General features: G+C 55.6%; 22 protein-coding genes. 16 read left to right on the top strand and 6 right to left on the bottom strand.

Features of this window, described 5'->3' with window-relative positions:
- Positions 1-10: 10 nt before the first annotated feature.
- From mnmE to rpmH, 5 genes are all read right to left on the bottom strand, one after another.
- Positions 11-1,399, bottom strand: a complete 1,389-nt coding sequence (mnmE, locus tag FD19_RS05855; protein WP_056969347.1) for a tRNA uridine-5-carboxymethylaminomethyl(34) synthesis GTPase MnmE — start codon at positions 1,397-1,399, stop codon at positions 11-13.
- A gap of 201 nt (positions 1,400-1,600) precedes the next feature.
- Positions 1,601-2,392 (bottom strand): RNA-binding cell elongation regulator Jag/EloR, encoded by a 792-nt coding sequence (jag, locus tag FD19_RS05850; protein WP_054750367.1) that lies wholly within the window; start codon positions 2,390-2,392, stop codon positions 1,601-1,603.
- 91 nt (positions 2,393-2,483) lie between these two features.
- Positions 2,484-3,275 carry a membrane protein insertase YidC gene (yidC, locus tag FD19_RS05845; protein WP_056969346.1) on the bottom strand — a complete coding sequence of 264 codons (792 nt, stop codon included), beginning with the start codon at positions 3,273-3,275 and terminating at the stop codon, positions 2,484-2,486.
- A 71-nt stretch (positions 3,276-3,346) separates the two neighbouring features.
- On the bottom strand, positions 3,347-3,733 hold the full coding sequence (gene rnpA, locus FD19_RS05840) for a ribonuclease P protein component (protein ID WP_056969345.1): 387 nt from the start codon (positions 3,731-3,733) through the stop codon (positions 3,347-3,349).
- Between the two features lie 202 nt (positions 3,734-3,935).
- Complete coding sequence (gene rpmH / locus FD19_RS05835) at positions 3,936-4,076, bottom strand: 50S ribosomal protein L34 (RefSeq protein WP_054648404.1); 141 nt, start codon at positions 4,074-4,076, stop codon at positions 3,936-3,938.
- An 862-nt stretch (positions 4,077-4,938) separates the two neighbouring features.
- On the opposite strand from rpmH, the gene dnaA reads away from it, so the two are divergent.
- The 14 genes from dnaA (at position 4,939) to FD19_RS05765 (ending at position 20,987) form a co-directional block, all read left to right on the top strand.
- Complete coding sequence (dnaA, locus tag FD19_RS05830) at positions 4,939-6,279, top strand: chromosomal replication initiator protein DnaA (protein ID WP_082619515.1); 1,341 nt, start codon at positions 4,939-4,941, stop codon at positions 6,277-6,279.
- A gap of 194 nt (positions 6,280-6,473) precedes the next feature.
- On the top strand, positions 6,474-7,613 hold the full coding sequence (gene dnaN, locus FD19_RS05825) for a DNA polymerase III subunit beta (protein ID WP_054750364.1): 1,140 nt from the start codon (positions 6,474-6,476) through the stop codon (positions 7,611-7,613).
- A gap of 405 nt (positions 7,614-8,018) precedes the next feature.
- Positions 8,019-8,234 carry a S4 domain-containing protein YaaA gene (gene yaaA, locus FD19_RS05820; RefSeq protein ID WP_054750362.1) on the top strand — a complete coding sequence of 72 codons (216 nt, stop codon included), beginning with the start codon at positions 8,019-8,021 and terminating at the stop codon, positions 8,232-8,234.
- 2 nt (positions 8,235-8,236) lie between these two features.
- Positions 8,237-9,358, top strand: a complete 1,122-nt coding sequence (gene recF, locus FD19_RS05815) for a DNA replication/repair protein RecF (RefSeq protein ID WP_054750361.1) — start codon at positions 8,237-8,239, stop codon at positions 9,356-9,358.
- Positions 9,359-9,408: 50 nt separating this feature from the next.
- Positions 9,409-11,367 (top strand): DNA topoisomerase (ATP-hydrolyzing) subunit B, encoded by a 1,959-nt coding sequence (gene gyrB / locus FD19_RS05810; RefSeq protein ID WP_056969344.1) that lies wholly within the window; start codon positions 9,409-9,411, stop codon positions 11,365-11,367.
- Positions 11,368-11,459: 92 nt separating this feature from the next.
- The gene (gene gyrA, locus FD19_RS05805; RefSeq protein WP_056969343.1) at positions 11,460-14,081 is read left to right on the top strand and encodes a DNA gyrase subunit A; all 2,622 of its coding nucleotides are present in this window, start codon (positions 11,460-11,462) and stop codon (positions 14,079-14,081) included.
- Between the two features lie 303 nt (positions 14,082-14,384).
- On the top strand, positions 14,385-15,299 hold the full coding sequence (locus FD19_RS05800; RefSeq protein ID WP_056969342.1) for a Gfo/Idh/MocA family protein: 915 nt from the start codon (positions 14,385-14,387) through the stop codon (positions 15,297-15,299).
- A gap of 228 nt (positions 15,300-15,527) precedes the next feature.
- Positions 15,528-15,824, top strand: coding sequence for a 30S ribosomal protein S6 (rpsF, locus tag FD19_RS05795; RefSeq protein WP_054750358.1), 297 nt, complete (start codon positions 15,528-15,530; stop codon positions 15,822-15,824).
- A 35-nt stretch (positions 15,825-15,859) separates the two neighbouring features.
- Positions 15,860-16,435, top strand: coding sequence for a single-stranded DNA-binding protein (ssb, locus tag FD19_RS05790; protein ID WP_054750356.1), 576 nt, complete (start codon positions 15,860-15,862; stop codon positions 16,433-16,435).
- A gap of 66 nt (positions 16,436-16,501) precedes the next feature.
- A complete protein-coding gene (gene rpsR, locus FD19_RS05785) occupies positions 16,502-16,741 on the top strand; it encodes a 30S ribosomal protein S18 (RefSeq protein WP_054750354.1) in 240 nt (79 codons plus the stop codon).
- Between the two features lie 220 nt (positions 16,742-16,961).
- On the top strand, positions 16,962-17,846 hold the full coding sequence (locus tag FD19_RS05780; protein ID WP_054750352.1) for a MurR/RpiR family transcriptional regulator: 885 nt from the start codon (positions 16,962-16,964) through the stop codon (positions 17,844-17,846).
- 37 nt (positions 17,847-17,883) lie between these two features.
- Positions 17,884-19,728, top strand: coding sequence for a bifunctional diguanylate cyclase/phosphodiesterase (locus FD19_RS05775; protein WP_156639647.1), 1,845 nt, complete (start codon positions 17,884-17,886; stop codon positions 19,726-19,728).
- A gap of 87 nt (positions 19,729-19,815) precedes the next feature.
- Complete coding sequence (locus FD19_RS05770) at positions 19,816-20,052, top strand: cytochrome b5 domain-containing protein (protein WP_056969340.1); 237 nt, start codon at positions 19,816-19,818, stop codon at positions 20,050-20,052.
- 77 nt (positions 20,053-20,129) lie between these two features.
- The gene (locus FD19_RS05765) at positions 20,130-20,987 is read left to right on the top strand and encodes a fructosamine kinase family protein (RefSeq protein ID WP_056969339.1); all 858 of its coding nucleotides are present in this window, start codon (positions 20,130-20,132) and stop codon (positions 20,985-20,987) included.
- A gap of 63 nt (positions 20,988-21,050) precedes the next feature.
- On the opposite strand, the gene FD19_RS05760 is transcribed toward FD19_RS05765, so the two are convergent.
- Positions 21,051-21,230: a hypothetical protein gene (locus tag FD19_RS05760; protein WP_054750345.1), complete on the bottom strand. Its 180-nt coding sequence runs from the start codon at positions 21,228-21,230 to the stop codon at positions 21,051-21,053.
- 163 nt (positions 21,231-21,393) lie between these two features.
- Here FD19_RS05760 and FD19_RS05755 point away from each other — a divergent pair, with 163 nt between their 5' ends.
- A complete protein-coding gene (locus FD19_RS05755) occupies positions 21,394-22,239 on the top strand; it encodes an aldo/keto reductase (RefSeq protein ID WP_056969338.1) in 846 nt (281 codons plus the stop codon).
- Between the two features lie 136 nt (positions 22,240-22,375).
- Positions 22,376-24,397, top strand: coding sequence for a DHH family phosphoesterase (locus tag FD19_RS05750; RefSeq protein WP_054750343.1), 2,022 nt, complete (start codon positions 22,376-22,378; stop codon positions 24,395-24,397).
- The last annotated feature ends 7 nt before the right edge of the window (positions 24,398-24,404 follow it).

The following is a 24,404-nucleotide window of genomic DNA, read 5'->3' as shown; positions in this document are numbered from 1 at the left end:
GTTCCTCCTACTACTTGCCCAAACAAAATTGACTGAATAACGTCGTAATCAATTCGTCGGGCGCTGCATCACCGGTTATTTCACCCAGTCGGTCCCACGCATCCGTGAGGTCCATCTGTACCATATCCAGTGGCACCTCGTTGTCCAGTCCCGTGAGGACGTCCCGGAGTGACTGCCGGGCCTGCCGTAACAAGCCCGCCTGCCGTGCGTTGGTGACCATCACCTCGGCCTGCCGGTTGGCAATGCCGCCCATAAACATGGTGCTGATACGCTCTGCTAAGGCGTCCATCCCCGCTGTCGTGACCACGGAGGTCGCCAACACGTCAGCCGGTTCTACCCACTCTGCCAGGTCCGCCGCCGTAAACGCGGTCGGCAGGTCCTGCTTGTTGAGTAACACGATGCGATGTTGCTTCTGAGTCGCTTGTAACAGTTCGCGGTCCTCATCCGTGAGTGGGTGGCTGGCATCCAGCACCAGCAGCACGAGGTCTGCGGCCGCCAACGCCGCCCGGGAGCGTTCGACACCAATTTTTTCCACCTTATCGTCGGTATCGTGAATCCCGGCCGTATCGACCAGCCGCAACGGGACGCCGCGCACGTTGACATACTCTTCCAGCACGTCACGCGTGGTACCCGCCACGTCCGTCACAATGGCTTTGTCTTCGTGCAGGAGGTAATTAAGCAGGCTGCTCTTTCCCACGTTAGGACGACCGACGATGGCCGTAGCCAGGCCGTCACGCATAATCTGGCCCTCCGTCGCCGTCTGGAGTAACCGGTCAATGTCCTTGATAACCAGCTCGGCACACTGGCGCATGGCCTGGGCCGTCATCTGGTCCGTGTCGTACTCCGGGTAGTCGATGTTGACCTCCTCCTGGGCGAGGACGTCTAGCACTTTCTGGCGGGTCGCGCGAATTTCGGTCTCCAAACCACCAGCGAGTTGGTGCTCCGCTACGTCCATTGCCCGGTCGGTTTTGGCGCGAATAATATCCATCACGCCCTCCGCCTGGGTCAAATCGATGCGCCCATTCAGAAAGGCGCGCTTGGTAAACTCACCGGGTTCGGCCATCCGGGCCCCCGTGCCAACAACTAGGTGTAGCACGCGGTTGGTGGCCAAAATACCCCCGTGGGTATTGATTTCGACTACGTCTTCGCAAGTGTACGTCTTGGGCGCCCGCATCACGCTGACCATGACCTCATCGATCACGGCGTGCGTATCGGGGTCGACAATGTGCCCGTAATTGATCGTGTTCGTGGCCACCTTGGTCAAGTCGCGACCACGAAACAGCGCGTTCACCGTCTTGATGGCATCCTGACCAGAGACACGAATAATGGCAATGGCCCCCTCACCAGGCGGCGTAGCAATCGCCGCAATGGTATCAAACGCAGTTACATTCTGACTCATAACGCTCCTCCTTACCGTAATTACTCGTAACGGGAACAAAAAAAGCGCCCACCACCCCCACCACGTCGGGGGTGACTAAGCACTTTGACTGCCTCGTCACTAGATCGGAAGCGCACTGCCAAAGTAGCAGCGCGACCCAACCAATACGTTTTCTATTCTGTCGTTAAATATACTCAATTACCCGGGCACTGTCAAAAGCGGCTACCGCTGGGGGCTCACGATCACCGCGCGATCGTCGCCACGCCCCTCAGAGCGCGTCTCCACGTGCGGATTATCGCCGAGCTCCTGGTGAATCACCTTCCGCTCAAAGGGAGGCATCGGGTCTAAATACACGGGCCGGCCCGTAGCAACCACCTCGAGCGCCGTACGCTTTGCCAGCCGCCGCAACGTGGCCCGACGCCGTTCACGGTAGTCGCCCACATCTAGCGTCATGATCCACTTACCATGGCTATGGCGGTCATAGACCGTCTGCGCCACGAACTGCAAAGCGTTGATCGTCCGGCCGTGGCGTCCAATTAGGGACGCCTCCCGGTTGCTGGTAAGGTGAAACGTCATCCCGCCATGCACCTTCTCGTGGCGGACCGTGACCTTCATCCCCATGTCGGCCCCCACGGCCTGGAGCATGGTGGTGATGGCCTGCACGGCCGCGTGGTTGGCGGCTGCGTGCTTGCTGACGTGACTGCCCACCTGTTCCGACGAGGCAGCCGCATTCAGGGCCAGTTCACGTTCGTCGGCGTGGTCCGGCGTACTCTTACGCGCTTCTGCCCGTGCAGCCGACTCAACAGCGGCGGTCCGCACCAGTGACGCCGTCGGTTCCGGCGTTACCGGATCGACCCGGGTCAATTCAACGATGGCCGGGTGGGCCCCCAAGCCAAAGAAACCGGCTTTGCCCTCCTGAATGACCCGGACCTGCACCTGCTCCCGCGTGACCCCCATGGTGAGGATACCGGTATCAATAGCAGACGCGATGTTTTTACCCTCAAACTGCGGCATAGTGTCCTCCCATTAACGTCCTAACGCTTCAATGCTAACGGGGCCGGTGACAACGCTCGTCCCGGCCCCGTATCAATCACTTACTATCGTACTACTTGTGTCCCAAGGCACGCTTGCGGGCCTTGCGTAATGCCCGTTGCCGGTCCTTTTCAGCCTGTGCTTTAGCTTCACGAGCCCGTGCTAGCTTGAATGGGTTTTGAATCAGGAACGTTTGTACCAAGGAGAACGCGTTCGTAACCACCCAGTAAATCGACACGGCACTGGGTAAGCTCAGCGCCATGATGAAAATAAAGATCGGCATTACGGCGACCATGATCCAGTTCATGCTGCTCTGGACCGGCTGCGCCATCATCGATACCCAACTCGTGAGCCCGGTGAAGACCGCCGCCAGAATACCCATGATGTACAGGGGGTCAGGACTCCCCAAAGACATCCAGAGGAAGTGCCCCACTTTCAGGGCCTCCGTCCGGAAGATGGCCTGATACAGTGCGAACAGGAACGGCATCTGCACCAGCATTGGCAAACAACCCATGACGGGGTTTACGCCAGCCTCCGCGTACAACTTTTGGGTCTCATCGCGTAGCTTTTCCTGCGTGGCCGGGTCCTTAGCGCTGTACTTTTTTTGCAATTCCTTCATTTGCGGAGCGATTTCGCTCTGCTTAGTCATGTTCTTCGTGGAAATGTAGGACAGTGGGAAGATCAAGATCCGGATAATCAAAGTAAAGACGATGATCCCGACACCACTATTACCGCCAAAGAGCTTGGCCAACCACAAAATGAACTGTGCGGCGTTGTAGATGACGTACCGGTCCCAAAAGCCGGTACTGTGACTCGTAACCGGGCTGGTAGAACAACCGGCCAAAACCAACACTAGGCCGAGCATTGCGACTACCGCGAGGATACGTTTTGTCTGTTTTCTCACGAGATTTTCCCCCACTGAATAAGTATTGAGCGTTACTTGCTGGAACTATGTGTCGTTGACCCTAATGCTGACGGCGGCAACATGCCCGCCAACACGAAAGCGTGGATCAGGTTTTGCTTGGTCCCCGCCATGTCGAGTTCCGCCGCTCCTTTGCGTGCGATGATGAGAAAGTCGACCTGATCGGGCAACTGCCCCTTCAACTCTAATAACGTTTGGCGAATGTAGCGTTTGATCTGGTTACGGGTAACCGCAAAGTGGCCCACCTTTTTACCCACCGAGATACCTACCCGGTAGTGCTTAGCGTCTGGCCGCGCAATGTGGTAGATCACAAAGTTGCGGTTCGCCACGGACTGGCCATGGTCAAAAACATCTTGAAATTCGTCCTCTTTTTTAATGCGGTACGACTTGCGTACACCCATGTCCATCCTCCTGTTACCTATAACCTGCCAACAGTATACCAGTCACCATCAGCTCCCAACAATATGTAGTGGCGCACCACAACCGAAAATTTAACGTCAATCAGGCGACACGCGCCGTAAATAAAAAATAGGGCCCAGGACTCTTACGTCCCCGGTCCCTATTAACGGTACTATTCTCGGAGCAAATGCCCCAACGCTAGCTTTAGGCCGTCAGCTTCTTGCGACCCTTAGCACGGCGACGCGCCAAAACATGGCGGCCGTTTTTAGTACTCATACGCTTCATAAAACCGTGAACGCGTGCACGGTGACGCTTCTTGGGTTGAAATGTACGTTTAGTAGTCATCAGGGCACCTCCTCGCATGAACTTTTTATGTTCAGTACAGATTACAAACTCAAACAAAATAGTATTATACGTGTCCGCGCGGAAACCGTCAAGTATTTCAACTTGAACACCCCTTGCCGATGATACACCGCACCCACTATATACCCGTTATACCCGTTGAACATCGTTCTGCCAGCTAACTGCGGGGGCGGGCAGTGACTTAGTGGCGCGGTAGCGCGTGCGCTAGACCACTACGGGTTTGATAAACCACCCCACGCTAACCGCGGCCAACATGAAACCGTCAACTGGCCCCGAGTACGCCCCAGCGGGCTACTCACTGGGCAACTTATCAACAGGCTGACGGAACTAGCTTGTCCACCAGTCCCCGTTGTCAAAAGCTGTGGATAATTTTCGCAATCCGGTTACACCTGGTCACTTATACCAAACTTATCAACAAGTTTATCGGGAATACACACGGTGTTTAAAAACTATCCACATTTCCGAAAACGTTTGTGGATTTTTGCGATAAATGCCGCTATAGCAGCATTACTTATCCACAAGCAGTGAGTGAATATTCGTTTTTTGCAACCGAGTTATCCAGTTTTCCCCAGCTTGGCCCTGCGCTTATCCACAAGGCTGAGAACATGTGCTTTGTCCACCCGGTGGATTGTGTGGACGAACTTTTTTTACGCTTGTGTCCGCGTGGCCTGTGGAAAACTCCTTACAAAACTGCTAAAATATATCCAGTCAGCACCGTTAACGCCGGTGGCGGAAGAAATTGACCCCACCAGCCGTTTTTTAACGGCGTAAAAGGCCCGTCATACGGGCAATCACGAATAATATGCCGTAATTGGCATGTAAATCAATCAGAGGGGGAGCTGCCGTGGCCGCACTGGATGAACTATGGTCTTACATTGACGAAAAATTCCATAATGATATGACCACCATGAGCTACACAACCTGGATCGGCCAGGCTACACCCGTTAGCCTGGAAAACAACGTCCTCGAAATACAAGTACCGGATCAGTTACACAAAGCTTACTGGGACAAGAATTTAGCTACTAAAGTGATTGAATTTGCGTACGCCTACAACGGAATCGAAATCACCCCCCACATCACGCTCGCTACCGACAACACCAGCACGCCGCAAAAGAACGCGACCAATAGTGATGCGCGGGCAGACATCCCACGGGGGGATGACCGTCTGAACAGCCGGTACACCTTTGAAAACTTCATCATTGGGAAGGGCAACCAAATGGCGCATGCCGCAGCGCTGGCCGTGTCCGAGGATCCCGGGACCCTGTACAACCCGCTGTTTCTATACGGCGGCGTGGGCCTGGGTAAGACCCACCTGATGCAAGCCGTGGGGCACCAGATGTTGGCCACCAATCCTGACATTCGGATCAAGTACGTTACCAGTGAAGATTTCACTAATGACTACATCAATTCCATTCGTAATAATGATGGCGACCGGTTCCGGCGGGAGTACCGTAACGTCGACCTCCTATTAGTAGATGATATTCAGTTCTTCGGCGAAAAGGTCGGAACGCAGGAAGAGTTCTTCCACACGTTCAACGCCCTTTTTGACCGTAACAAGCAAATCGTCCTCACTAGTGACCGCCTGCCTAACGAGATTCCTAGCCTGGAAGACCGCCTGGTGTCCCGGTTCAAGTGGGGGCTATCCGTTGATATCAACCCACCAGATTTGGAGACGCGTATCGCCATCCTGCGGAGCAAAGCTACCAACGAAAACATTTCGGCACCCGACGATGCGCTCACTTACATCGCGGGTCAGGTTGATAGCAACGTGCGTGAACTCGAAGGCGCGCTGCTTCGCGTGAAGGCCTATGCCGCTTTAAAACATGCCGCCATCACTAGTAGCCTGGCCGCCGACGCCATGAAGAGCCTCAACGTGGCCAAGAAAGACAACAGTTTGTCGATCCGCCAAATTCAAGAAACTGTCTCCCGGTATTACCAGGTGGAAGTCGCCGACTTGTTGGGCCGCAAGCGGGTCAAGCAGATCGTGATGCCGCGCCAAATCGCCATGTACCTCGCCCGTGAAATGACGGATAGCTCGTTACCAAAGATTGGTAAGGAGTTTGGCGGTAAGGACCACACCACCGTGATCCACGCGTACGAAAAAATTGAGGGGTTGCTGAAGACGGACAAGGACCTGAAGAACGAGGTTGCCGATATTCGGAACCAACTTAAGAATCGCGGTTAGCCACATGCTTGTGGACAACCTTCCGGGTTACCCCAAGAGTTTTCCACAGGTGGATACACAGGCACTTTGCCGGTCTTATCGGTAGCACCGTTCATTTGCACAGGATTCACAGCACCTACTGCTTTTACTACTTTTTTTCTTTTAAATATTATATATATAACCTACACGCAACCGAGCACTAGGGAGGATTGACCATGAAGTTTACCATCAACCGTAACAGTTTCATCCGGACGTTTAATGACGTTAGCCGGGCCATTAGCACCAAGACCACCATTCCCGTACTAACGGGACTCAAGCTGGTCGTTGAAAGTAACGCCCTGATTCTAACTGGGTCCGACGCTGATATTTCTATTGAATCGACCATCAGTGCCGATGACGAAGATAACGAACTGGTGGTAACCGAACCGGGAGCAATCATCCTGCCAGCCAAATTCTTCGGTGAGATCATCAAGCGTCTGCCCGAAAGTACGATGACCCTCAGCCAAAGCGGTGACTCACTCCAGACCACGATTACTAGTGGGGCCAGCGAATTTACCATTAACGGTTTGGAAGCCTCGACGTACCCGCAATTACCAACCATTACGGCGGCCCAATCGCTGAACCTGCCAGCGGACATCCTGCACCAAGTGATTGCCCAAACAGTCATTGCAGTTTCAACCGAGGAAAGTCGCCCGATTCTTACTGGGGTCCACGTCACCATCAAGGACAACCAGCTCTTGGCAGTCGCCACCGATTCACACCGACTCGCTCAGCGTAAAATTGAGCTTGATGATAGCGTGAGCGACGCCGACTTTGTCATTCCTGGGCGTAGCCTCAACGAGTTGGGGCGGATGCTGGGGGACGACGTCAAGACGGTTGAGTTGCGCATCGCCGAGAACCAGGTACTCTTTAGCTTTGACCACACGGCCTTCTTTTCCCGATTGCTGGATGGTAACTACCCGGACACGTCACGGTTGATTCCCAAGACGGCGAACACCACGATTGAGTTTGAGGCTCCGGCACTACTCGCCGCCATCAATCGGGCCAGCCTGTTATCACACGAGAGTCGCAACAACGTTGTCCGCTTGTCACTCAAAGTTGACGAGCAGACCGCGACGTTGTTCGGTAACTCGCCGGAAGTCGGGAACGTGGAGGAACAGCTAACGTTCACAAACCTGCAAGGTGAGGACATCGAGATCTCCTTTAACCCCGATTACATGAAGGTAGCCCTGCAGGGAGTGGGGCAAAGTACCATTGAGGTGGCGTTTACCGCACCGTTGCGGCCGTTCACCCTGGTCCCGAGCGAGGATCACGAGCACTACGTCCAGCTAATTACACCGGTCCGGACGTTCTAATTAGCAACTGAACAGCAGCACATTGGCGCCATACGCACAGCGGCGGCGGTTCTTTTGACCAACATTCGGTCAGGAACCGCCGCCGCTGTGCGTTTTGTGCATACGGACGGGTGGAAAATGAAAATAATCCGTGAAAATAACGGTACCGGATTAGGCAACCCGGCGGTAACGGCCGTGGCCAAATTTTGGCCCAAATAAACCTGAATCGCCGTAAAACTCATTCTCAGCCGTTTTGAGGGGGACTCGATACCCGATACTACATAAACTTAATGTGCGATAGCGGCCGTTATATGGCGCGTTTAGGTTGTGTGCGGCCATGAAAAACGATATAATATATAAGTAAGAAAAAACACGATTGCGGCAATTAAGGGCTCATGCAGTCCGCGGTTAAGGGAGTGAAAATGAATGCAGACAATTACAATTACCACCCCGTACCTCACTTTAGGGCAGATGCTGAAGGAAGCCGGGGTGATTAGTACTGGTGGTGCGGCCAAGTGGTATTTAGCCGAGAACACCGTTCAGGTCAACGGCGAGGATGAGAGTCGTCGGGGCCGTAAGCTGGTTTCTGGCGATACCGTCACCCTACCTGATGGCGCCATTTTCACGATTGCACAAGCCTAAACATGTACTTGCAACACCTGACCCTGCGCGATTATCGCAATTACCAATCAGTCGACACGGACTTTTCGCCGCAAATCAACGTGCTGATTGGGGCTAATGCTCAGGGAAAAACTAATCTATTGGAAAGCGTATACGCCCTCGCGTTGGCCCGCAGTCACCGCACGAATAACGATCGCGACCTGATTCGCTTTGGCAGCGACTTTGCGCGGGTGGATGGCACCGTGGTGCGTAGTACCGGTCCCGTCAAGCTGGGGCTGGTGGTCAGTAAGCAGGGGAAGCGCGCCCGCGTCAACGGACGTGACGCTCCGCGGCTGTCACAGTACCTCGGCAAGTTGAACGTGATTTTGTTTGCTCCGGAGGACCTCAACCTGGTCAAAGGTAGCCCGGCATTGCGGCGGCGCTTCATTGACATGGAGTTTGGTCAGATGAGCGCCAAGTACCTCTATAACCTGGCCCAATATAAAGCCACGCTCAAGCAGCGTAACGCCTACCTGAAGCAACTGAAGTATGGTCAAGCCCACGATACCGTGTACCTAGACGTGTTGACGGAGCAACTGGCTCAATTTGGGTCGGGCGTGGCCGTCGCGCGGGCAACGTTACTGACAAACATGGGGCAGTTCGCGGGGGTAATCCACCACGATATCACGCGGGGTGAGGAAAACCTAGCGTTACGCTACCAGACGCAGATCGACACGGACGCACTACAAAACGCGGCGGACACTGCGGCGGACCTGATGCAGCAGTACACGCAAGCACGACCGCGCGAACTGGATCAGGGCACGACGTTGGTAGGCCCCCACCGGGACGATATCGAGTTCATCGTTAACGACCGGAACGTGGCTGTGTATGGCAGCCAGGGGCAGCAGCGGACCGCAGCGTTGGCCGTGAAGTTAGCTGAAATTGATTTGATGAAACAGGAAACTGGGGAGTATCCGGTGTTATTGCTAGACGACGTGTTATCCGAACTGGATGATGCGCGGCAGACGCACCTACTCAAAGCCATCCAGGATAAGGTGCAGACCTTTTTGACCACCACCAGTATGGATGGTATTGCCCAGGAAATAATTCAAGCACCCAACGTACTGCGAGTGCAGGCGGGAACCTTACAGGCACAAACGAACTAAGGTTACGCTACTTTGAATCACAGATGGCAACATATTAGGGAGGAATCATAGTGAGCGACAAGGATATTGAGCGCGAGACCAAGGCCCAACGCGCGGCGGAATACGATGCCAGCCAAATTCAGGTGCTGGACGGGCTGGAAGCGGTCCGTAAGCGCCCCGGCATGTACATCGGCTCAACGAGCAGTCAGGGGCTACACCACCTGGTATGGGAAATTATTGATAACGGGATCGATGAGGCTCTGGCTGGTTTTGCTACCACCATCGACGTGACCGTTGAAGCGGACAACTCCGTGACGGTTGTGGATGATGGTCGTGGGATTCCCGTTGACATCCAGAAAAAGACCGGCAAGCCCGCCCTGGAGACGGTTTACACGGTCCTGCATGCCGGTGGTAAGTTCGGCGGTGGCGGTTATAAAGTTTCCGGTGGGCTGCACGGGGTCGGCGCGTCCGTTGTGAACGCGTTGTCGACGCACGTCGAAGTCGAGGTCACCCGTGGTGGTAAGCGTTACGGCATTACCTTTAAGCGTGGCCGGGTAGACAAGCCAATGTATGTCATTGGTGATGCGCCCGCGGACGCGCACGGGACTAAGGTCCACTTTGCACCGGATCCAGATATCTTTACCGAAACCACGGTCTTCGACGACAAGGTGTTGGTACGGCGGATTCGTGAGCTGGCCTTCCTGAACAAAGGCTTGCGCCTGACGTTTACCGACAAGCGTGCCGATACGGCCGAAAAGAAGGAGTTCCTGTACGAAGGTGGGATTCGGCACTACGTTGAATACCTCGATGAGGGGCACGAGACGTTGCTCCCGGAACCAATCTACGTGGAAGGTTCACAGGACGGCATTACGGTGGAAGTGTCCTTGCAGTACACGGATGACTTCAAGACGACGCTGCTCACTTTTGCCAACAATATTCACACCATTGAAGGTGGAACCCACGAATCAGGGTTTAAAGCCGCGTTGACGCGGGTCGTTAATAACTATGCCCGCAAGAGTGGCGTGCTGAAGGACAGCGATGACGCGTTGGGTGGGGATGATGTGCGCGAAGGCTTAACCGCCGTCGTGTCCATCAAGCACCCCGACCCACAGTTTGAAGGGCAAACCAAGACGAAGCTGGGAAATTCGGACGCCCGGACCGTTACGGACCGGATGTTCTACGACCACTTCAGCAAGTACCTGATGGAGCACCCGAGTGAAGCCCGGATGATCGTGGACAAGGCGATGCTGGCCAGCAAGGCGCGTCTGGCGGCCAAGCGGGCCCGCGAAGTTACGCGGCGTAAGAGTGGCCTGGAGATTTCCAGTCTGCCCGGCAAGCTGGCTGATAACTCCAGTAAGGATCCTGAGATTTCCGAGTTGTTCATCGTTGAAGGGGACTCAGCCGGTGGGTCCGCGAAGAGTGGGCGTAGCCGGTTGACGCAGGCCATCCTCCCAATTCGTGGGAAGATTCTGAACGTCGAGAAGGCCAGCATGGAACGCATCCTGGCCAACGAAGAAATTCGGACTTTGTTCACGGCCATGGGGACCGGCTTTGGGGAGGAATTCGATGTCTCCAAGGCGCGGTACCACAAGCTGATCATCATGACGGATGCCGATGTCGACGGGGCGCACATTCGGACGCTGCTGTTGACGTTGATTTACCGGTACTTGCGGCCAATTCTGGACGCAGGCTACGTGTACATCGCGCAGCCACCGTTGTACCGGGTACGGCAAGGCAAAATGATGCGGTACATCGATACGGATGAAGAACTGGAAGAGGTCTTGGGGCAGTTACCACCATCACCGAAGCCAGAAATTCAGCGGTACAAAGGTCTAGGGGAAATGGACGCATCCCAGTTATGGGAGACGACCATGGACCCAGAGCGGCGCCGGTTACTGCGGGTTTCCGCAGCGGACGCGCAGGATGCCGAGCAGGTCTTTGAAGTATTGATGGGTGACAAGGTTGAGCCACGGCGGAAGTTTATTGAAGATAACGCCGTGTACGTGGATGCGAAGAATATCGATGCGTAGAGAGCGGCAACCCGTTGCGGCTTGCCGTGGGGTGTATCTCGAGACCCTCAGTTATGCATTTTAAAGTTTTGAAGTAATGAGGAGATTAACTAATGGACAATTCAGGCGATCACCGCATTGAGACCGTAAAACTGGTACCAACAATGCGTAAATCATTCCTGGAATACGCGATGTCCGTCATTGTGGCGCGGGCCTTGCCTGACGTGCGCGACGGATTAAAGCCCGTGCAGCGGCGGATTCTTTATGGGATGAACGAGTTAGGCGTGACGCCCGACAAGCCGTACAAGAAGAGTGCGCGTATCGTCGGTGACGTTATGGGTAAGTATCACCCACATGGTGATTCTTCCATCTACGAAGGGATGGTCCGCATGGCGCAGGACTTTTCCTACCGGTACATGTTGGTGGATGGTCACGGTAACTTTGGTTCCGTCGATGGTGACGGGGCGGCAGCTATGCGTTACACCGAAGCCCGGATGAGCAGAATTACCATGGAAATGCTCCGGGACATCAATAAGGACACCATCGACTGGCAAGATAACTATGATGGCACTGAAAAGGAACCCGTTGTTTTACCAGCCCGGTTCCCGAACCTGCTGGTCAACGGGGCGACCGGGATTGCTGTCGGGATGACGACCAACATTCCGCCGCACAACCTATCTGAAGTAATTTCGGCGTTGCACGTGCTGATGGATAACCCGGACGCCACTACGGCCGATTTGATGAGCGTGTTACCAGGACCGGACTTCCCTACTGGCGGGATCGTCATGGGCAAGTCGGGGATCCGTAAGGCTTACGAGACTGGTCAGGGGACGATTACGGTCCGGGCCAAAGTCGAAATCGAGACCACCAAGACGGGCCGCGAACGCATTGTGGCGACGGAAATACCGTACATGGTCAACAAGGCTAAGCTGGTGGAACGCATCGCCGACTTGGCACGTGACAAGAAAATCGACGGGATCACGGACGTGAACGATGAGTCCGACCGTGAGGGGATGCGCATCGTCATCGATGTGCGGCGCGACATGAGTGCTAGCGTCATTTTGAACAACCTGTACAAGATGACGCCGTTGCAGGTCGGCTTTTCCTTCAACATGGTCGCCATCGTTAATAACGCCCCGAAGACCCTGTCCCTGAAGGAAATTCTGCAGTACTACCTGCAGCACCAGGAACAGGTTATTCGTCGGCGGACCGCCTTTGACCTGAAGAAGGCGCAGGCGCGGGAACACATCCTGCAAGGGTTGAAGATCGCGCTGGACCACATCGATGAGATCATCAAGATCATCCGTAGTTCGCGGACGGGTGACATCGCTAAGCAGGAATTGATCAACCGCTTTGATTTGTCCGACAAGCAGAGCCAGGCCATCCTCGATATGCGGCTGGTCCGGTTGACTGGTTTGGAGCGGGACAAAGTCGAGAAGGAATTGGCCGACGTCCTGGCGAACATCGCTGATTACAAGGATATTTTGGCCAAGCCGGAACGGATTCACCAAATTATCTATCAGGAGCTGCTGGACATTCAGAAGAAGTTCGGTGACAAGCGGCGGACTGAAATTCAGGTGGGCGATATTGCCAGCATCGAGGATGAGGACCTCATTGAAGAGGAGAACGTCGTGATTGCGTTGACGCACAATGGTTACGTCAAGCGCGTGCCGGCGGCGGAGTTCAAGACGCAGAACCGTGGCGGACGTGGCATCCAGGGGATGGGTGTGCACGACGATGACTTCATGGAGCACTTGATTTCGACCTCGACGCATGACGTGCTGTTGTTCTTCACCGATGCCGGAAAGGTTTACCGGATGAAGGGTTACGAAATTCCTGAGTACGGCCGGACCGCCAAGGGCTTGCCGATCATCAACTTGTTGGGCATTAACGCCGACGAGAAGATTCAAGCGGTCATTACGGTGCCGCGGGACCGTGAAGGGGAACACTACCTCTTCTTTGTCACCAAGCAGGGCGTGGTTAAGCGCACGGCGGTTGCGGAATTTGGTAACATCCGGCGTAACGGGCTGATTGCCATTAACCTCAAAGATGATGATCAGCTGACCAACGTCATGCTGACGGAAGGTAACGACAACATTCTGATTGGGACGCACAACGGCTACTCCGTCACGTTCAACGAGAGTGCGGTGCGTGGCATGGGTCGTTCAGCTGCTGGTGTGCGGGGGATTCGCCTCCGCGAAGGCGACTACGTGGTTGGTAGTGACATTATGCGGCCAGGTAGCGACGTGTTCATCATTTCCGAGAAGGGTTATGGCAAACGGACGCCAGTCAGCGAGTACCCAGTTAAGGGCCGTGGCGGGAAGGGTATCAAGACCGCAAACGTCACGACGAAGAACGGGCCGCTGGCCGGCGTGACGACCGTTGATGGTACGGAAGATATTCTGGTGGTCACCGATGCCGGGGTAATGATTCGCTTCCGGTCGGGAAGTGTTTCGCAAACTGGTCGGGCCACGTTGGGTGTCCGGTTGATTCGGGTCGATGACGACACCAAGGTGGCGTCGATGGCCAAAGTTGAGCCGGATGGCGATGATGATGACGATCAGGCTGTTGGCACTGACGGCACCACACCAGACACTGGTGGTAGCGAGTCGCCGGCAGCCGACTCCCAGGGTGAGGACACGCAGGACGTGGACGAACTGGTACGCCGTGCTGAGGCGGACTCGGACGACGACGCGATTAATGGCAACGGCGATGATAACGTGCGCGGCGAGTAACGGTGCACGACGGTAATGCAGTACGCGACTGTTGCCAGTATTGTGGCTGTAACACTATATGTAGAAATTAGTATGTAAAAAGTACTATATCTTGTGGATAACGGTGTGGGTAAATTGCCCGACCGTTATTTTTATACTCTGCACGCGGGTGGCCGTGCGGGTTATGGGCGTTAGCCGGACACAATTAAACGCTGTGGGTAACCACTCGTTAAGTCCATGCGGAATCCTCCGTGCTGACGTATCCCCACCCTGGTCAGGGTGGTAAACTAAAACCAACAAACATCGTTTATGGAGGCTGCAACTATGCAAAAAATCGGCGTTATCGGGCTCGGCAACATTGCCCAAAAGGCGTACCTACCCATCATGGCAGGACTGCAGGATCAATACGAGTGGCACTTGGCCACGCGGAATCAGCACAAAGGTGAGTACCTGGCGGGCCGCTACGGCTTTACCCACCTTCACCAGACACTGGATGAGTTGCTTGCCGTTCAGCCCGTGGCCATTTTCGTGCACACACCGACCAGCACGCACGTGGAGATTATTGAGCAGCTTCTTAATGCGGGGATCAACGTGTACGTCGACAAGCCCGTAGCGGAAGACATTAATGAGGTCCGGCGCTTGTATGCGTTGGCTGCGGCGAAGGGATTACTCCTGACGTGCGGCTTCAACCGCCGCTTTGCGCCGGCCCAGCGCCGCCTCAAGGACATGCCAAACAAGCAGTTGGTCCAGGCGACCAAGGACTGCAACTTTATTGCGCAGGACGCGCGCTTTGCCATCTTTGACTTGATGATCCACAACGTTGACACGGCCGCGTGGTTGCTCGATGAACCGATCATGGACGCGCGGGCACGGGTCCTGACGGATGATGAGGGCAACCTCTTGCAGGGGTACCTCGAACTGCAAACGGCCCACAGTCAGGGCTTCGTGTCGACGAACATGGATGCCGTTAATAGCGAGGAGGTCACGGTAACCACGCCGGGGATGCGGGCACGCGTCACCGACCTGGCGCACAGCGAGCTTCGCGATGGCAACGGCGCGACCCAGATGGAACGACCCGGTTGGGAAACAACGTTGCGGACGCGGGGCTTTGAATCCCTGGTCCAGACATTTCTCGATGCGGTCAGCAACGGCGGCGACAACCCCGTGAGTCCAGAATCGAGTATCCAAAGTCACGAGTTGTGTACGCTACTGGTTCGGGCCATCGATGCACAAGAGTAAAAAAGCTTCGTTGGTCGTAGTCGGCGGGGGTCTGGTTGCGAAATGACTTTACATCACCGTAACTAGCGTACGCGACATCTGGTGTGCCCGTACCGACGAAATGTATTTGCGACGATGTACCAACTATGGTAAAATGCTAGATTGTGAGTAAGTAGCCATCCGGCTGCAATTACTCCTTGCTCGCGGCAAGGACCGTGGGCCCAAGACCATAAGGAGGTGAATAGTCAAATGGCTGAAACTAAGTACGAGATTACCTACATCATTCGTCCAGATATCGACGAAGCTGCAAAGACCGCACTGGTGGAACGTTTTGACAATGTTGTAAAGGATAACGGTGCTACCATCGTTGATTCTAAGGACTGGCAGAAACGCAAGTTCGCTTACAAGATTGGCAAGTACACTGAAGGTACGTACCACATCATCAACGCAACCGCTGAAGATGACAAGGCTGTCAACGAATTTGATCGTCTTGCTAAGATCAACGGCGACATCTTGCGTCAGATGATCGTTAAGCGCGAAGACTAATCTGGGAATCGACCCAGTCATAGGGGGACGAAGGAATGATTAATTCTGTCGTATTAGTTGGTCGCCTGACCCGAGAAGTAGACTTACGTTACACCCAGAGTGGTGCGGCGGTAGCGAGCTTCTCGGTGGCCGTTGATCGGAACTTTACCAATCAGCAGGGTGAACGGGAAACCGACTTTATCAACTGCGTTATGTGGCGGAAGGCCGCTGAAAACTTCGCAAACTTTACGCGCAAGGGTTCCTTGGTGGGTATCGAGGGCCGGATTCAAACCCGGAACTACGAGAACCAGCAGGGCCAGCGGGTATATGTGACCGAAGTGGTAGCGGACGACTTTAGTTTGCTGGAAAGCCGCGCCACGACCGAAGCACGGCCGCGGGAAAACGGTAACGCCAACAATAATCGTTCTTTCAATAATCAAGCTGCTCCACAGCAGCAGGGTGGTCAGACGGGCGCCCCGTCCGCAGGCTTTGGCAACGATGGTAGTCATAATACTGCACAACCAAGCAGTAGTGCTGCCAGCCAGGACCCGTTCTCCAGTCCCGACCCATTCGCTAACGATAATAACGGTAGCGGATCGATCGATATCTCGGATGATGACCTACCCTTCTAAATAACAGCACTGGGTGGCACCGTGTCGAGGCGTGGTGCTCCCTGACTATGAGAAGGAGTGATTTTAATGGCACAGCAGCGTCGTGGTGGTGGCCGTCGTCGTCGTAAGGTCGACTTCATTGCCGCAAACCATATCGAATACATCGATTACAAGGATACCGACCTTCTGCGTCGGTTTATCTCCGAACGCGGTAAGATTTTGCCACGTCGGGTAACCGGTACTTCCGCAAAGAACCAGCGTAAGCTCACCGTCGCTATCAAGCGTTCACGGATTATGGGCCTACTGCCATTCGTAGCAGAAGACTAACCAAAACTAACAGCGTCGCACCAATCTGGTGTGGCGCTATTTTTGTGTAGTAGTCTGTGTGGTTCACGGTATGTGGGGCCGGCGGGGCTCCGGCAGGTGGGATGTGACCCACGGCCGGAGTGGTGAACCTCACGCGCCGGCCGTACCGCTTTTCCGGCCATATTTTTGCGGGCATCACGCGACGTAATGCGGTATGATGGGCATGATAGGGGGCGTAGATATGTCACTAATAGACAACCTCAACCAATTGACCGGCAATACCGCTGCAGAGCAACGGATTGCGGAATACATTCAGCAAAACTTAGCCACCATCCCCACCACGACGACTGAACAAATGGCGGCGGAGACCTATACGTCGCATTCTGCCATTGTCCGGTTCGCCCAGAAACTCGGCTATGGCGGGTTTGGTGAACTCAAAGCGGCAGCCGCTGAGCTAGCTGAGCAGCAAACACCCGACTTTGGGACGACCGATGCGGGGCTGCCGTTTCACGCGACCGACCCACTGGCCGACATTGCCGACAGCATCGCGCACTACACGGCCCGCAGCGTGGCGGACGCCCGGGCCCGCCTGGACCTACACGGGATCCAGCAGGCGGCACAAGTCCTCCTGAATAAGCAGCGTATCTTTATCTTTGCGCAGGGGGATGCCCAGTTGCAGGCCCGGAACTTTCAGCGCGAGCTGGTGAAGCTCAACCGCTTTGCTATTCCGGCGTTGGACTATGCTGACGCCTCCCGTGTGGCCACCAACCTCGGGCGTCATGACGTGGCGCTGTTCTTCATGGACACCGCCCAGGCTGGTGAGTTTACCCGGGTGCTGCGGTACCTCCACGACCGGCAGGTGGCGACCGTGTTGCTCGCTAACCATCCAGCCAAAGCCATAATGTCACTGGCCGACGTGACCATCAATACCGACCGGAGTGCGGCCGTCCAACCGCAAGGTGGCACCTTTGCCACCCAGGCTGTAGTGGCATACACGCTGGATACGCTATTCGCGGCGATGTACGCCTACGAATTTACTGAAAATATCTTTGCGGACGCACCAACTAATGATGCGCCCGCGGCACCAGTACCACCGACTAACGACCTGTTTGGGGACGGGGAGTAGCGGTACTGGAGGTGATAAGTGCTTGGGGGACGTGTGAGTGCGAAATGCGATAACGAGTATCGGTCTACCGATGTTATTTGCCCAGGGTCTAACGATGCTCTTCTTTGCTCTGGGTTTTGTGGTGTACTATTCTAGATTCTGGCGGTGGCTGACTACCACACGCGCTGAAAAAACGGGGATCAACCGGGCGGTACGGTTATTGCCAGCCCTCGCGGCCATTGCGACCGCAATCTTGTTTGACCGGATGGCCAGCGGCCGGCTGCTACACGTTGGTGGGCTCTTACAACATGGTATGGGCCTTTTTGTCGTGAGTTTTATTATTCTGGACGCGGACATCTGGCCCAGCGAGCTCGTCGTGCGGGCGGCCGGGTTGATGGCTGTGTGGGGACTTAGTCATGGTGAACTTGGATGGAGCGTCGTGGGGACGGCGGCCCGTTTGTTTGCGTTGCTGTGGGCACTTGCCTCATGGTATCTGGGGCCCCGGATTCGTTACCACATCGTGCCACACTTTGTTTGGCTGATGCTAATTGCGGTGGTTTACTGGGGCACGATTCCTAGCGTGAGTGCGGGCTTCCGCATGAGTCCGTTGCTGATCATCCAGGCCTTGGTGTTGTACGCCTGTGCGGTGCTGGCCACTGCCCTGTACCTGTACCTCATGCGGCAGGAAGAACGGGAAAGTGCAATGTATGCGCGGCGGGCAACTTATGATGCCCTGACGAACGCCAAAACGTACGCGGTTTTTCGTGCGGATATTTCGCGGACCTTTAACAACGCGCACGCCAATGGCCAGCCACTGACCATCGCGTCAATTGACGTTGACCACTTCAAGCAGGTCAACGACCATTACGGGCATCTAGCGGGCAACGAGGTTTTGATTGGGGTGGCCACCACCCTGCAGAAGGAGTTGGATCGGCATCCGGGGGAGCACAGTTTGTACCGCACCGGGGGTGAGGAGTTCAGCATTATCTTTAATGAAATTCCGGCGCGCACCGCGACCGCAATCGTGCGGGCTTGTTGGGCGGCGGTAAAGAACAGCACCTATCACGCCAGCAAGTACGCGATCCGCGTGACGATTTCTGCGGGCATCACGGCGGTGCGTGTGACGGACAACCATCTGGACGAGTTGTTAAAGCGTGCGGACGATAACCTTTACCAAAGTAAGCAACACGGACGGGACACGATTACCGTTGAAGGCGACACCCTGCACGATACGACGCACGTGCAGCCGCAGCAGCTGTACGCTTACTGTACAGCGCAGGTTCGGCAGCTATCCGGCAACCACGCCGATATGACGACGGAGGTGCTGACTGCCCGGTACGAGGCGACGACGGACCAGTGGCACCTCGTACCGGGGCCGCGCTCCTTCACACATCAGTACAACTTTGTGCAACAGGTGGCCCAGGAGGCCGGCAAAATCGCGTTAACGGTGCACCTCACCCTAGCTGATTGTCAGTCCACCCGCACCCGGGCGCACATGGCCGCCGTACTGGCACGTAACCAGCGTCCGACGCGGTTGCGGGTGTTGTTGGCGGCTCCCGTGCCGTTAATGACCTTGGCGGCGTTACGGGCGGACTACCAGCACCTGGACGTGGGCTTCGTCCTCGGGCTGAACGCGGACAGTGTGGCGCAGGTGACGGAGCCATTGCTACCGTTGCTCGATGGTATTCGGCTGCCACTATCGTTATTGCGTGCGGCGGAGGAAGATCCGGATACGGCGCAACACTTGCACACGTTGGTGGCGCAGTGTCGGCAGCACGATGTCGTGATCGTGGTCAGTGGCATTGATAACAGCGTGGACGCTGATTACGTACGGCAAAAGTGGCCGGTCGACGGCGGTTGTGGCTACTTTGTTAGTCACCCGGACCTACCGCGAATCGACTAATAGCTGTTACTCATACTCGCCAAAGCGGTGTAGAATAACCAGTATCCGGTATATACATTAAATAAATTTTTCCGGGGAGGAATGAGTATGGCAGAGAAGACGTTTACGCAAGCAGAATTAGCTAAGTATAACGGTGTGGATGGCGCGCCAGCGTACGTGGCCATTGACGGCACGGTGTACGACGTGACGGGAGTGCCGCAGTGGGCTGCCGGCAAGCACCATGGCAACTTGGCGGGCCAGGATCTGACCGAGGCCATCAAGAAGTCACCGCATGGTCACTCAGTATTGGCCAAGTTACCCAAAGTAGGGCAGTACGTCGGCTGATTATCATTATGGCAATTAATAATAGGGCGGCGAGGCTGAACAAGCATCGCCGCCCTTTGTTTTCAGGAGGTAGTTGGATGAACGCAGCATGGTTAGCACAATTACCGTTACCCGCAGTGGCAACGGCCACCCCCGTAAGTGGTGGGGATGTGAACCAAGCGTGGCACTTGCGGACCCAGGCCGGCGAAGATTACTTTTTACTGGTTCAACCAGGACAGCCACAAAGCTTTTATGACGGCGAGGTAGCGGGACTGCGCGCCTTTGCCCGGTCCGGGGTGACCGCCCCCCGCGTGATTGCGCAGGGAACCGTTGAAGGGGATGGCTTTTTGGTGCTGAGCTACTTGACTAGCGGCACGGGCAGTCAGGCCGACCTCGGTCGGTTGGTGGCGCACCTGCACGCCTACGCCAGTCCCAACGGGCAGTGTGGGTTCGAGCAACCAACGGCGGGTACGAGTATCAGTTTTGCCAACCGCTGGACGCCATCGTGGAGCGACCTGTTTGTGGGCGAGCGCCTTGACCGGTTGGCCGCCCAGCTCACGCGGAAGGGGTTGTGGACCGCAGCGGATGCCCAGCAGTACCAGCGGGTGCGCAGCGTGGTGGTGCACGCTCTGCAACACCACCAGGAAGCGCCGGTCTTGCTACACGGGGATTTATGGAGCGGCAACTTTATGTTCACCGCGGACGGGCAACCCGCGTTGATCGACCCAGCAGCCTTGTATGGGGACCGTGAGTTCGACATTGGCATTTCGACCGTGTTTGGTGGCTTCACGGCGGCATTTTATACGGCATACCAGCAGGTACGGCCGTTGGCACCCGGATACGAGCAACGACTACCCTTTTACCAGTTGTACTTGCTGATGGTGCACCTGGATAAGTTTGGTGCCGCTTATTACGATGCGGTCACGAGCGTGATGCACAACATTTTAACGGTCTAACGTATAGCGGAGGCTAACCAAAAGCACCCGGGAAGGGACTTTGGTTAGCCTCCGCTTTTTTTGCTAATGGTGTTGATGGTACGCCATAAATAACGACATCGCTGCGTCCAGCAACATGATGCCCGTCATCAGCTGCATGGCGTGGGTCATGTTTTGCATGTCCATCATGTTGGTGCCAAACACCAGCCAGCAGAGGGCCAAGTTCAAAACGATCATGACCCAGGCCAGTACCTTTGCCCGCATATTTGGGACCTCCTCCCTGCATAACAACTCCCGGTATCAGTGTACCGCGCCTGGGCGCACAGGCAAAACTGCCCGGGTAAAAATGAAAGCGCTCTAATTTACCGCCACCACCAAGCTGATGCAGTGTACAATAGCGGTACACACCACGAATGGAGGGTCAGTAATGCGCACGATGAAAATTGGTACCGCCACGGTGCCGTTCTTAGGAATGGGTACCTGGCACATGGGTGAGATGAGTCCGACACGCACCCAGATGGAGGTGCAGAGCCTGCGCTATGGTCTGGATCACGGGTTGCAGGTAATCGATACGGCGGAAATGTACGGTGATGGCGCGGCCGAGCGGGTCGTGGGGACGGCCATTCAGGGCTACCCGCGCGACCAGGTATACCTGATTTCCAAGTTTTACCCGTGGAACGGGACGCGTGCGGGGATCCGCAAGGCCCTCACGGCTAGCCTGGACCGCTTGGGCACGGACTACCTGGACTTGTACCTGCTACACTGGCGGGGCAAGGTGCCCTTAGCTGAAAGTATTGGTGCCCTCCAAGATTTGCAACGGGAAGGGCTTATCCGGCAATATGGGGTCTCCAACTTTGACGTCATGGACTTGCAGGAGGCGTTGGCGGTGTCTGGTGGCCAGGGTGTGGTCGCCAACGAGGTGCTTTACAACCTGTCCGCGCGGGGCATCGAGTACGACCTGATACCACGGCAGCAGTTGGACCATGTGGCGCTGATTGGTTACTCACCGTACGGTTCTGGTGCGGGGCTGTCAATCAAGTTGCCCGAAGCATTGCGCACCCTGGCGGCGGACAAACACATTACGGGGCACCAGTTGCTGTTGGCGTGGGCGCTACGTTCAGGTAACGTGCTGAGCATCCCCAAAGCCGGAACGCCGGAGCACATGGCGGCTAACGTCGCAGCGGCGGAGGTCACCATCACGGCGGCAGACGACGCCTTGATCAGCCGCTACTTCCCCGCACCGACTGCCAAGGAGCCGCTCAAGGTCATTTAAGCATGGTGTGGCTCGCGCTGCGTGGGACCGTTGGAACCGGTTCCGACGTTGTGGGTGTGTACCAATGTAGTTCATGTTAAAATGAGCTCGGGTGTATCACCAAATTGGGGGGAAATGCTCACACGAGCTGCTGAATATGAAAAATCTTTTAAATCGCATTAAGCTACCGGCGTTCCTCGAGAACACCCAGCTGCGTTACGGCGCGGCGGCCATGGTGGTGTTGGCACTGGCTGGCGTAATTGCGTCCGCCTTTGTGCGCTTGTGGGTCGCGCTGATCATGCTAGTCCTCTTGATTGGACTAGTAGTCGCCTCGTTCTACATGCTGGCGACGATTACCAAGAATACCAATAGATATATTAATGACCTCTCTTACCGCGTTAAGCGTGGTGAACAAGAAGCCCTCATCAGGATGCCAATGGGAATCCTGATGTTTGATGATGACCTCAACATCGAATGGCTCAACCCATTCCTGCGGCAGTACTTTGGTCAGGATCACATTTTGGGGCAAAGCCTCAACGACGTGGACCCGAACCTCGCCAAGATCATCACTAACGCGGGGGATGACACCAAAGCGCAGACGGTTACGTGGGGTGACCACCGCTTCTCAACCGTTGTGCAGAAGAGTATTGGTGTCATCTACCTGATGGATATCACCAATTACGCTCAAATTGAGGAACGGGCCAACGCCGAACGGTTGGTCATTGGCCAAATCTTTATCGATAACTATGATGAAGTGACGCAGGGGCTGGAAGACTCCGTGGTGTCCGGCCTGCGCAGCTTTGTCACCACGACGTTGAGCGACTGGGCCAATCAGTACGGGATGTTTGTGAAGCGTATTGATAGCGACCACTTTATGCTAATTGCTTACGCCAAGTCGCTGCAAGAAGTGATTACGCACGACAAGTTTAAGGTGCTCGACATTATTCGTGAGGAAACCAGTAAGCAGAACGCGCCGTTGACGCTCTCCATGGGGATTGCGTACGGTGACACGGATATCACGACGCTGGCTGCCACCTCACAAAGTAACCTCGACCTTGCGTTGGGCCGTGGTGGTGACCAGGTAGTTGTGAAGAGCCACGACGGGGATGCTAAGTTCTACGGCGGGAAGACCAACCCGATGGAAAAGCGTACCCGGGTGCGGGCACGGATGATTTCGCAGGCACTCCAAGAACTATTTAAGCAGGCGGACAAGGTCTACGTGGTGGGTCACAGCCAGCCAGACATGGACTCGATCGGGTCCGCGTTAGGTATTCGCCGCATCGCCCAGATGAACGGGAAGGACTGTTACGTCGTCTTGAACCCCGACCACCTACACAGCGACGTGGAGCGGTTGATGGAAAAGGTCACCAGTGACACCGAGATTGCCAACTGGGTCATTACCCCAGAGGCGGCCTTGTCGGGTGCCACCGACCACAGCCTCTTGGTGATGGTGGACCACAGCAAGCCGTCTATCACGACGGCTCCAGAATTGTTTGAGCGCCTGAGCAACCGGGCGGTCATCATCGACCACCACCGGCGTGGGGAGGAATTCCCGGACAACCCAATGTTGGTCTACATTGAGCCGTATGCTAGTTCCACGAGTGAATTGATTACCGAAATGTTTGAGTACCAGCCCCAAAATGCGGCGCCGCTGAACAAATTGGAGGCGACGGCGATGCTGGCCGGCATCACGGTGGACACCAAGAACTTCTCGCGGAGTACGGGGACCCGCACCTTTGACGCGGCTAGTTACCTGCGTTCCATCGGGGCGGATAGTACCAAAGTATCGTTGTTGCTAAAGGAAAACATGCACAATTACCTGCAGCGGAACCACCTGATTGAGACCGTGGACATGATTGGTGACGGGCTGGCTTGCTGTACCGGTGAGGAAAACCGGCAGTACGACCCCGTCATTGCGGCGCAGGCCGCCGATACACTCCTCAGTCTATCCGGAATCACGGCTGGCTTTGTGATTACCAAGCGTCCCGACGGCAAAGTGGGTATTTCCGCCCGGAGTCTGGGTGACGTGAACGTCCAGGTAATTATGGAGCGCCTGGGTGGCGGGGGCCACTTGAGCAACGCGGCTACGCAGATGGCCAATACAACGGTGGCGGACGCAAAGCAACAATTGGTGGACGCCATTGCCGCCAACGAGGCCGAAAACGACGCCGAAGGTTAGGCCTACC

This window comes from Lacticaseibacillus thailandensis DSM 22698 = JCM 13996 (assembly GCF_001436135.1).
Classification (GTDB): domain Bacteria; phylum Bacillota; class Bacilli; order Lactobacillales; family Lactobacillaceae; genus Lacticaseibacillus; species Lacticaseibacillus thailandensis.
The sequence above is the reverse complement of the archived record's forward strand: the minus strand, read 5'-3'. Positions and strand labels throughout refer to the sequence as shown.

Coding starts and splice junctions, on each gene's coding strand:
- jag (WP_054750367.1), bottom strand. CDS start 2,392: ATGCCGCAGTTTGAGGGTAAAAACATCGCGTCTGCTATTGATACCGGT.
- mnmE (WP_056969347.1), bottom strand. CDS start 1,399: ATGAGTCAGAATGTAACTGCGTTTGATACCATTGCGGCGATTGCTACG.
- rpsF (WP_054750358.1), top strand. CDS start 15,528: ATGGCTGAAACTAAGTACGAGATTACCTACATCATTCGTCCAGATATC.
- FD19_RS05755 (WP_056969338.1), top strand. CDS start 21,394: ATGCGCACGATGAAAATTGGTACCGCCACGGTGCCGTTCTTAGGAATG.
- FD19_RS05770 (WP_056969340.1), top strand. CDS start 19,816: ATGGCAGAGAAGACGTTTACGCAAGCAGAATTAGCTAAGTATAACGGT.
- FD19_RS05780 (WP_054750352.1), top strand. CDS start 16,962: ATGTCACTAATAGACAACCTCAACCAATTGACCGGCAATACCGCTGCA.
- gyrA (WP_056969343.1), top strand. CDS start 11,460: ATGGACAATTCAGGCGATCACCGCATTGAGACCGTAAAACTGGTACCA.
- FD19_RS05760 (WP_054750345.1), bottom strand. CDS start 21,230: ATGCGGGCAAAGGTACTGGCCTGGGTCATGATCGTTTTGAACTTGGCC.
- dnaN (WP_054750364.1), top strand. CDS start 6,474: ATGAAGTTTACCATCAACCGTAACAGTTTCATCCGGACGTTTAATGAC.
- rpsR (WP_054750354.1), top strand. CDS start 16,502: ATGGCACAGCAGCGTCGTGGTGGTGGCCGTCGTCGTCGTAAGGTCGAC.
- FD19_RS05765 (WP_056969339.1), top strand. CDS start 20,130: ATGAACGCAGCATGGTTAGCACAATTACCGTTACCCGCAGTGGCAACG.
- rnpA (WP_056969345.1), bottom strand. CDS start 3,733: ATGGGTGTACGCAAGTCGTACCGCATTAAAAAAGAGGACGAATTTCAA.
- recF (WP_054750361.1), top strand. CDS start 8,237: ATGTACTTGCAACACCTGACCCTGCGCGATTATCGCAATTACCAATCA.
- rpmH (WP_054648404.1), bottom strand. CDS start 4,076: ATGACTACTAAACGTACATTTCAACCCAAGAAGCGTCACCGTGCACGC.
- FD19_RS05750 (WP_054750343.1), top strand. CDS start 22,376: ATGAAAAATCTTTTAAATCGCATTAAGCTACCGGCGTTCCTCGAGAAC.
- yidC (WP_056969346.1), bottom strand. CDS start 3,275: ATGCTCGGCCTAGTGTTGGTTTTGGCCGGTTGTTCTACCAGCCCGGTT.
- yaaA (WP_054750362.1), top strand. CDS start 8,019: ATGCAGACAATTACAATTACCACCCCGTACCTCACTTTAGGGCAGATG.
- FD19_RS05800 (WP_056969342.1), top strand. CDS start 14,385: ATGCAAAAAATCGGCGTTATCGGGCTCGGCAACATTGCCCAAAAGGCG.
- ssb (WP_054750356.1), top strand. CDS start 15,860: ATGATTAATTCTGTCGTATTAGTTGGTCGCCTGACCCGAGAAGTAGAC.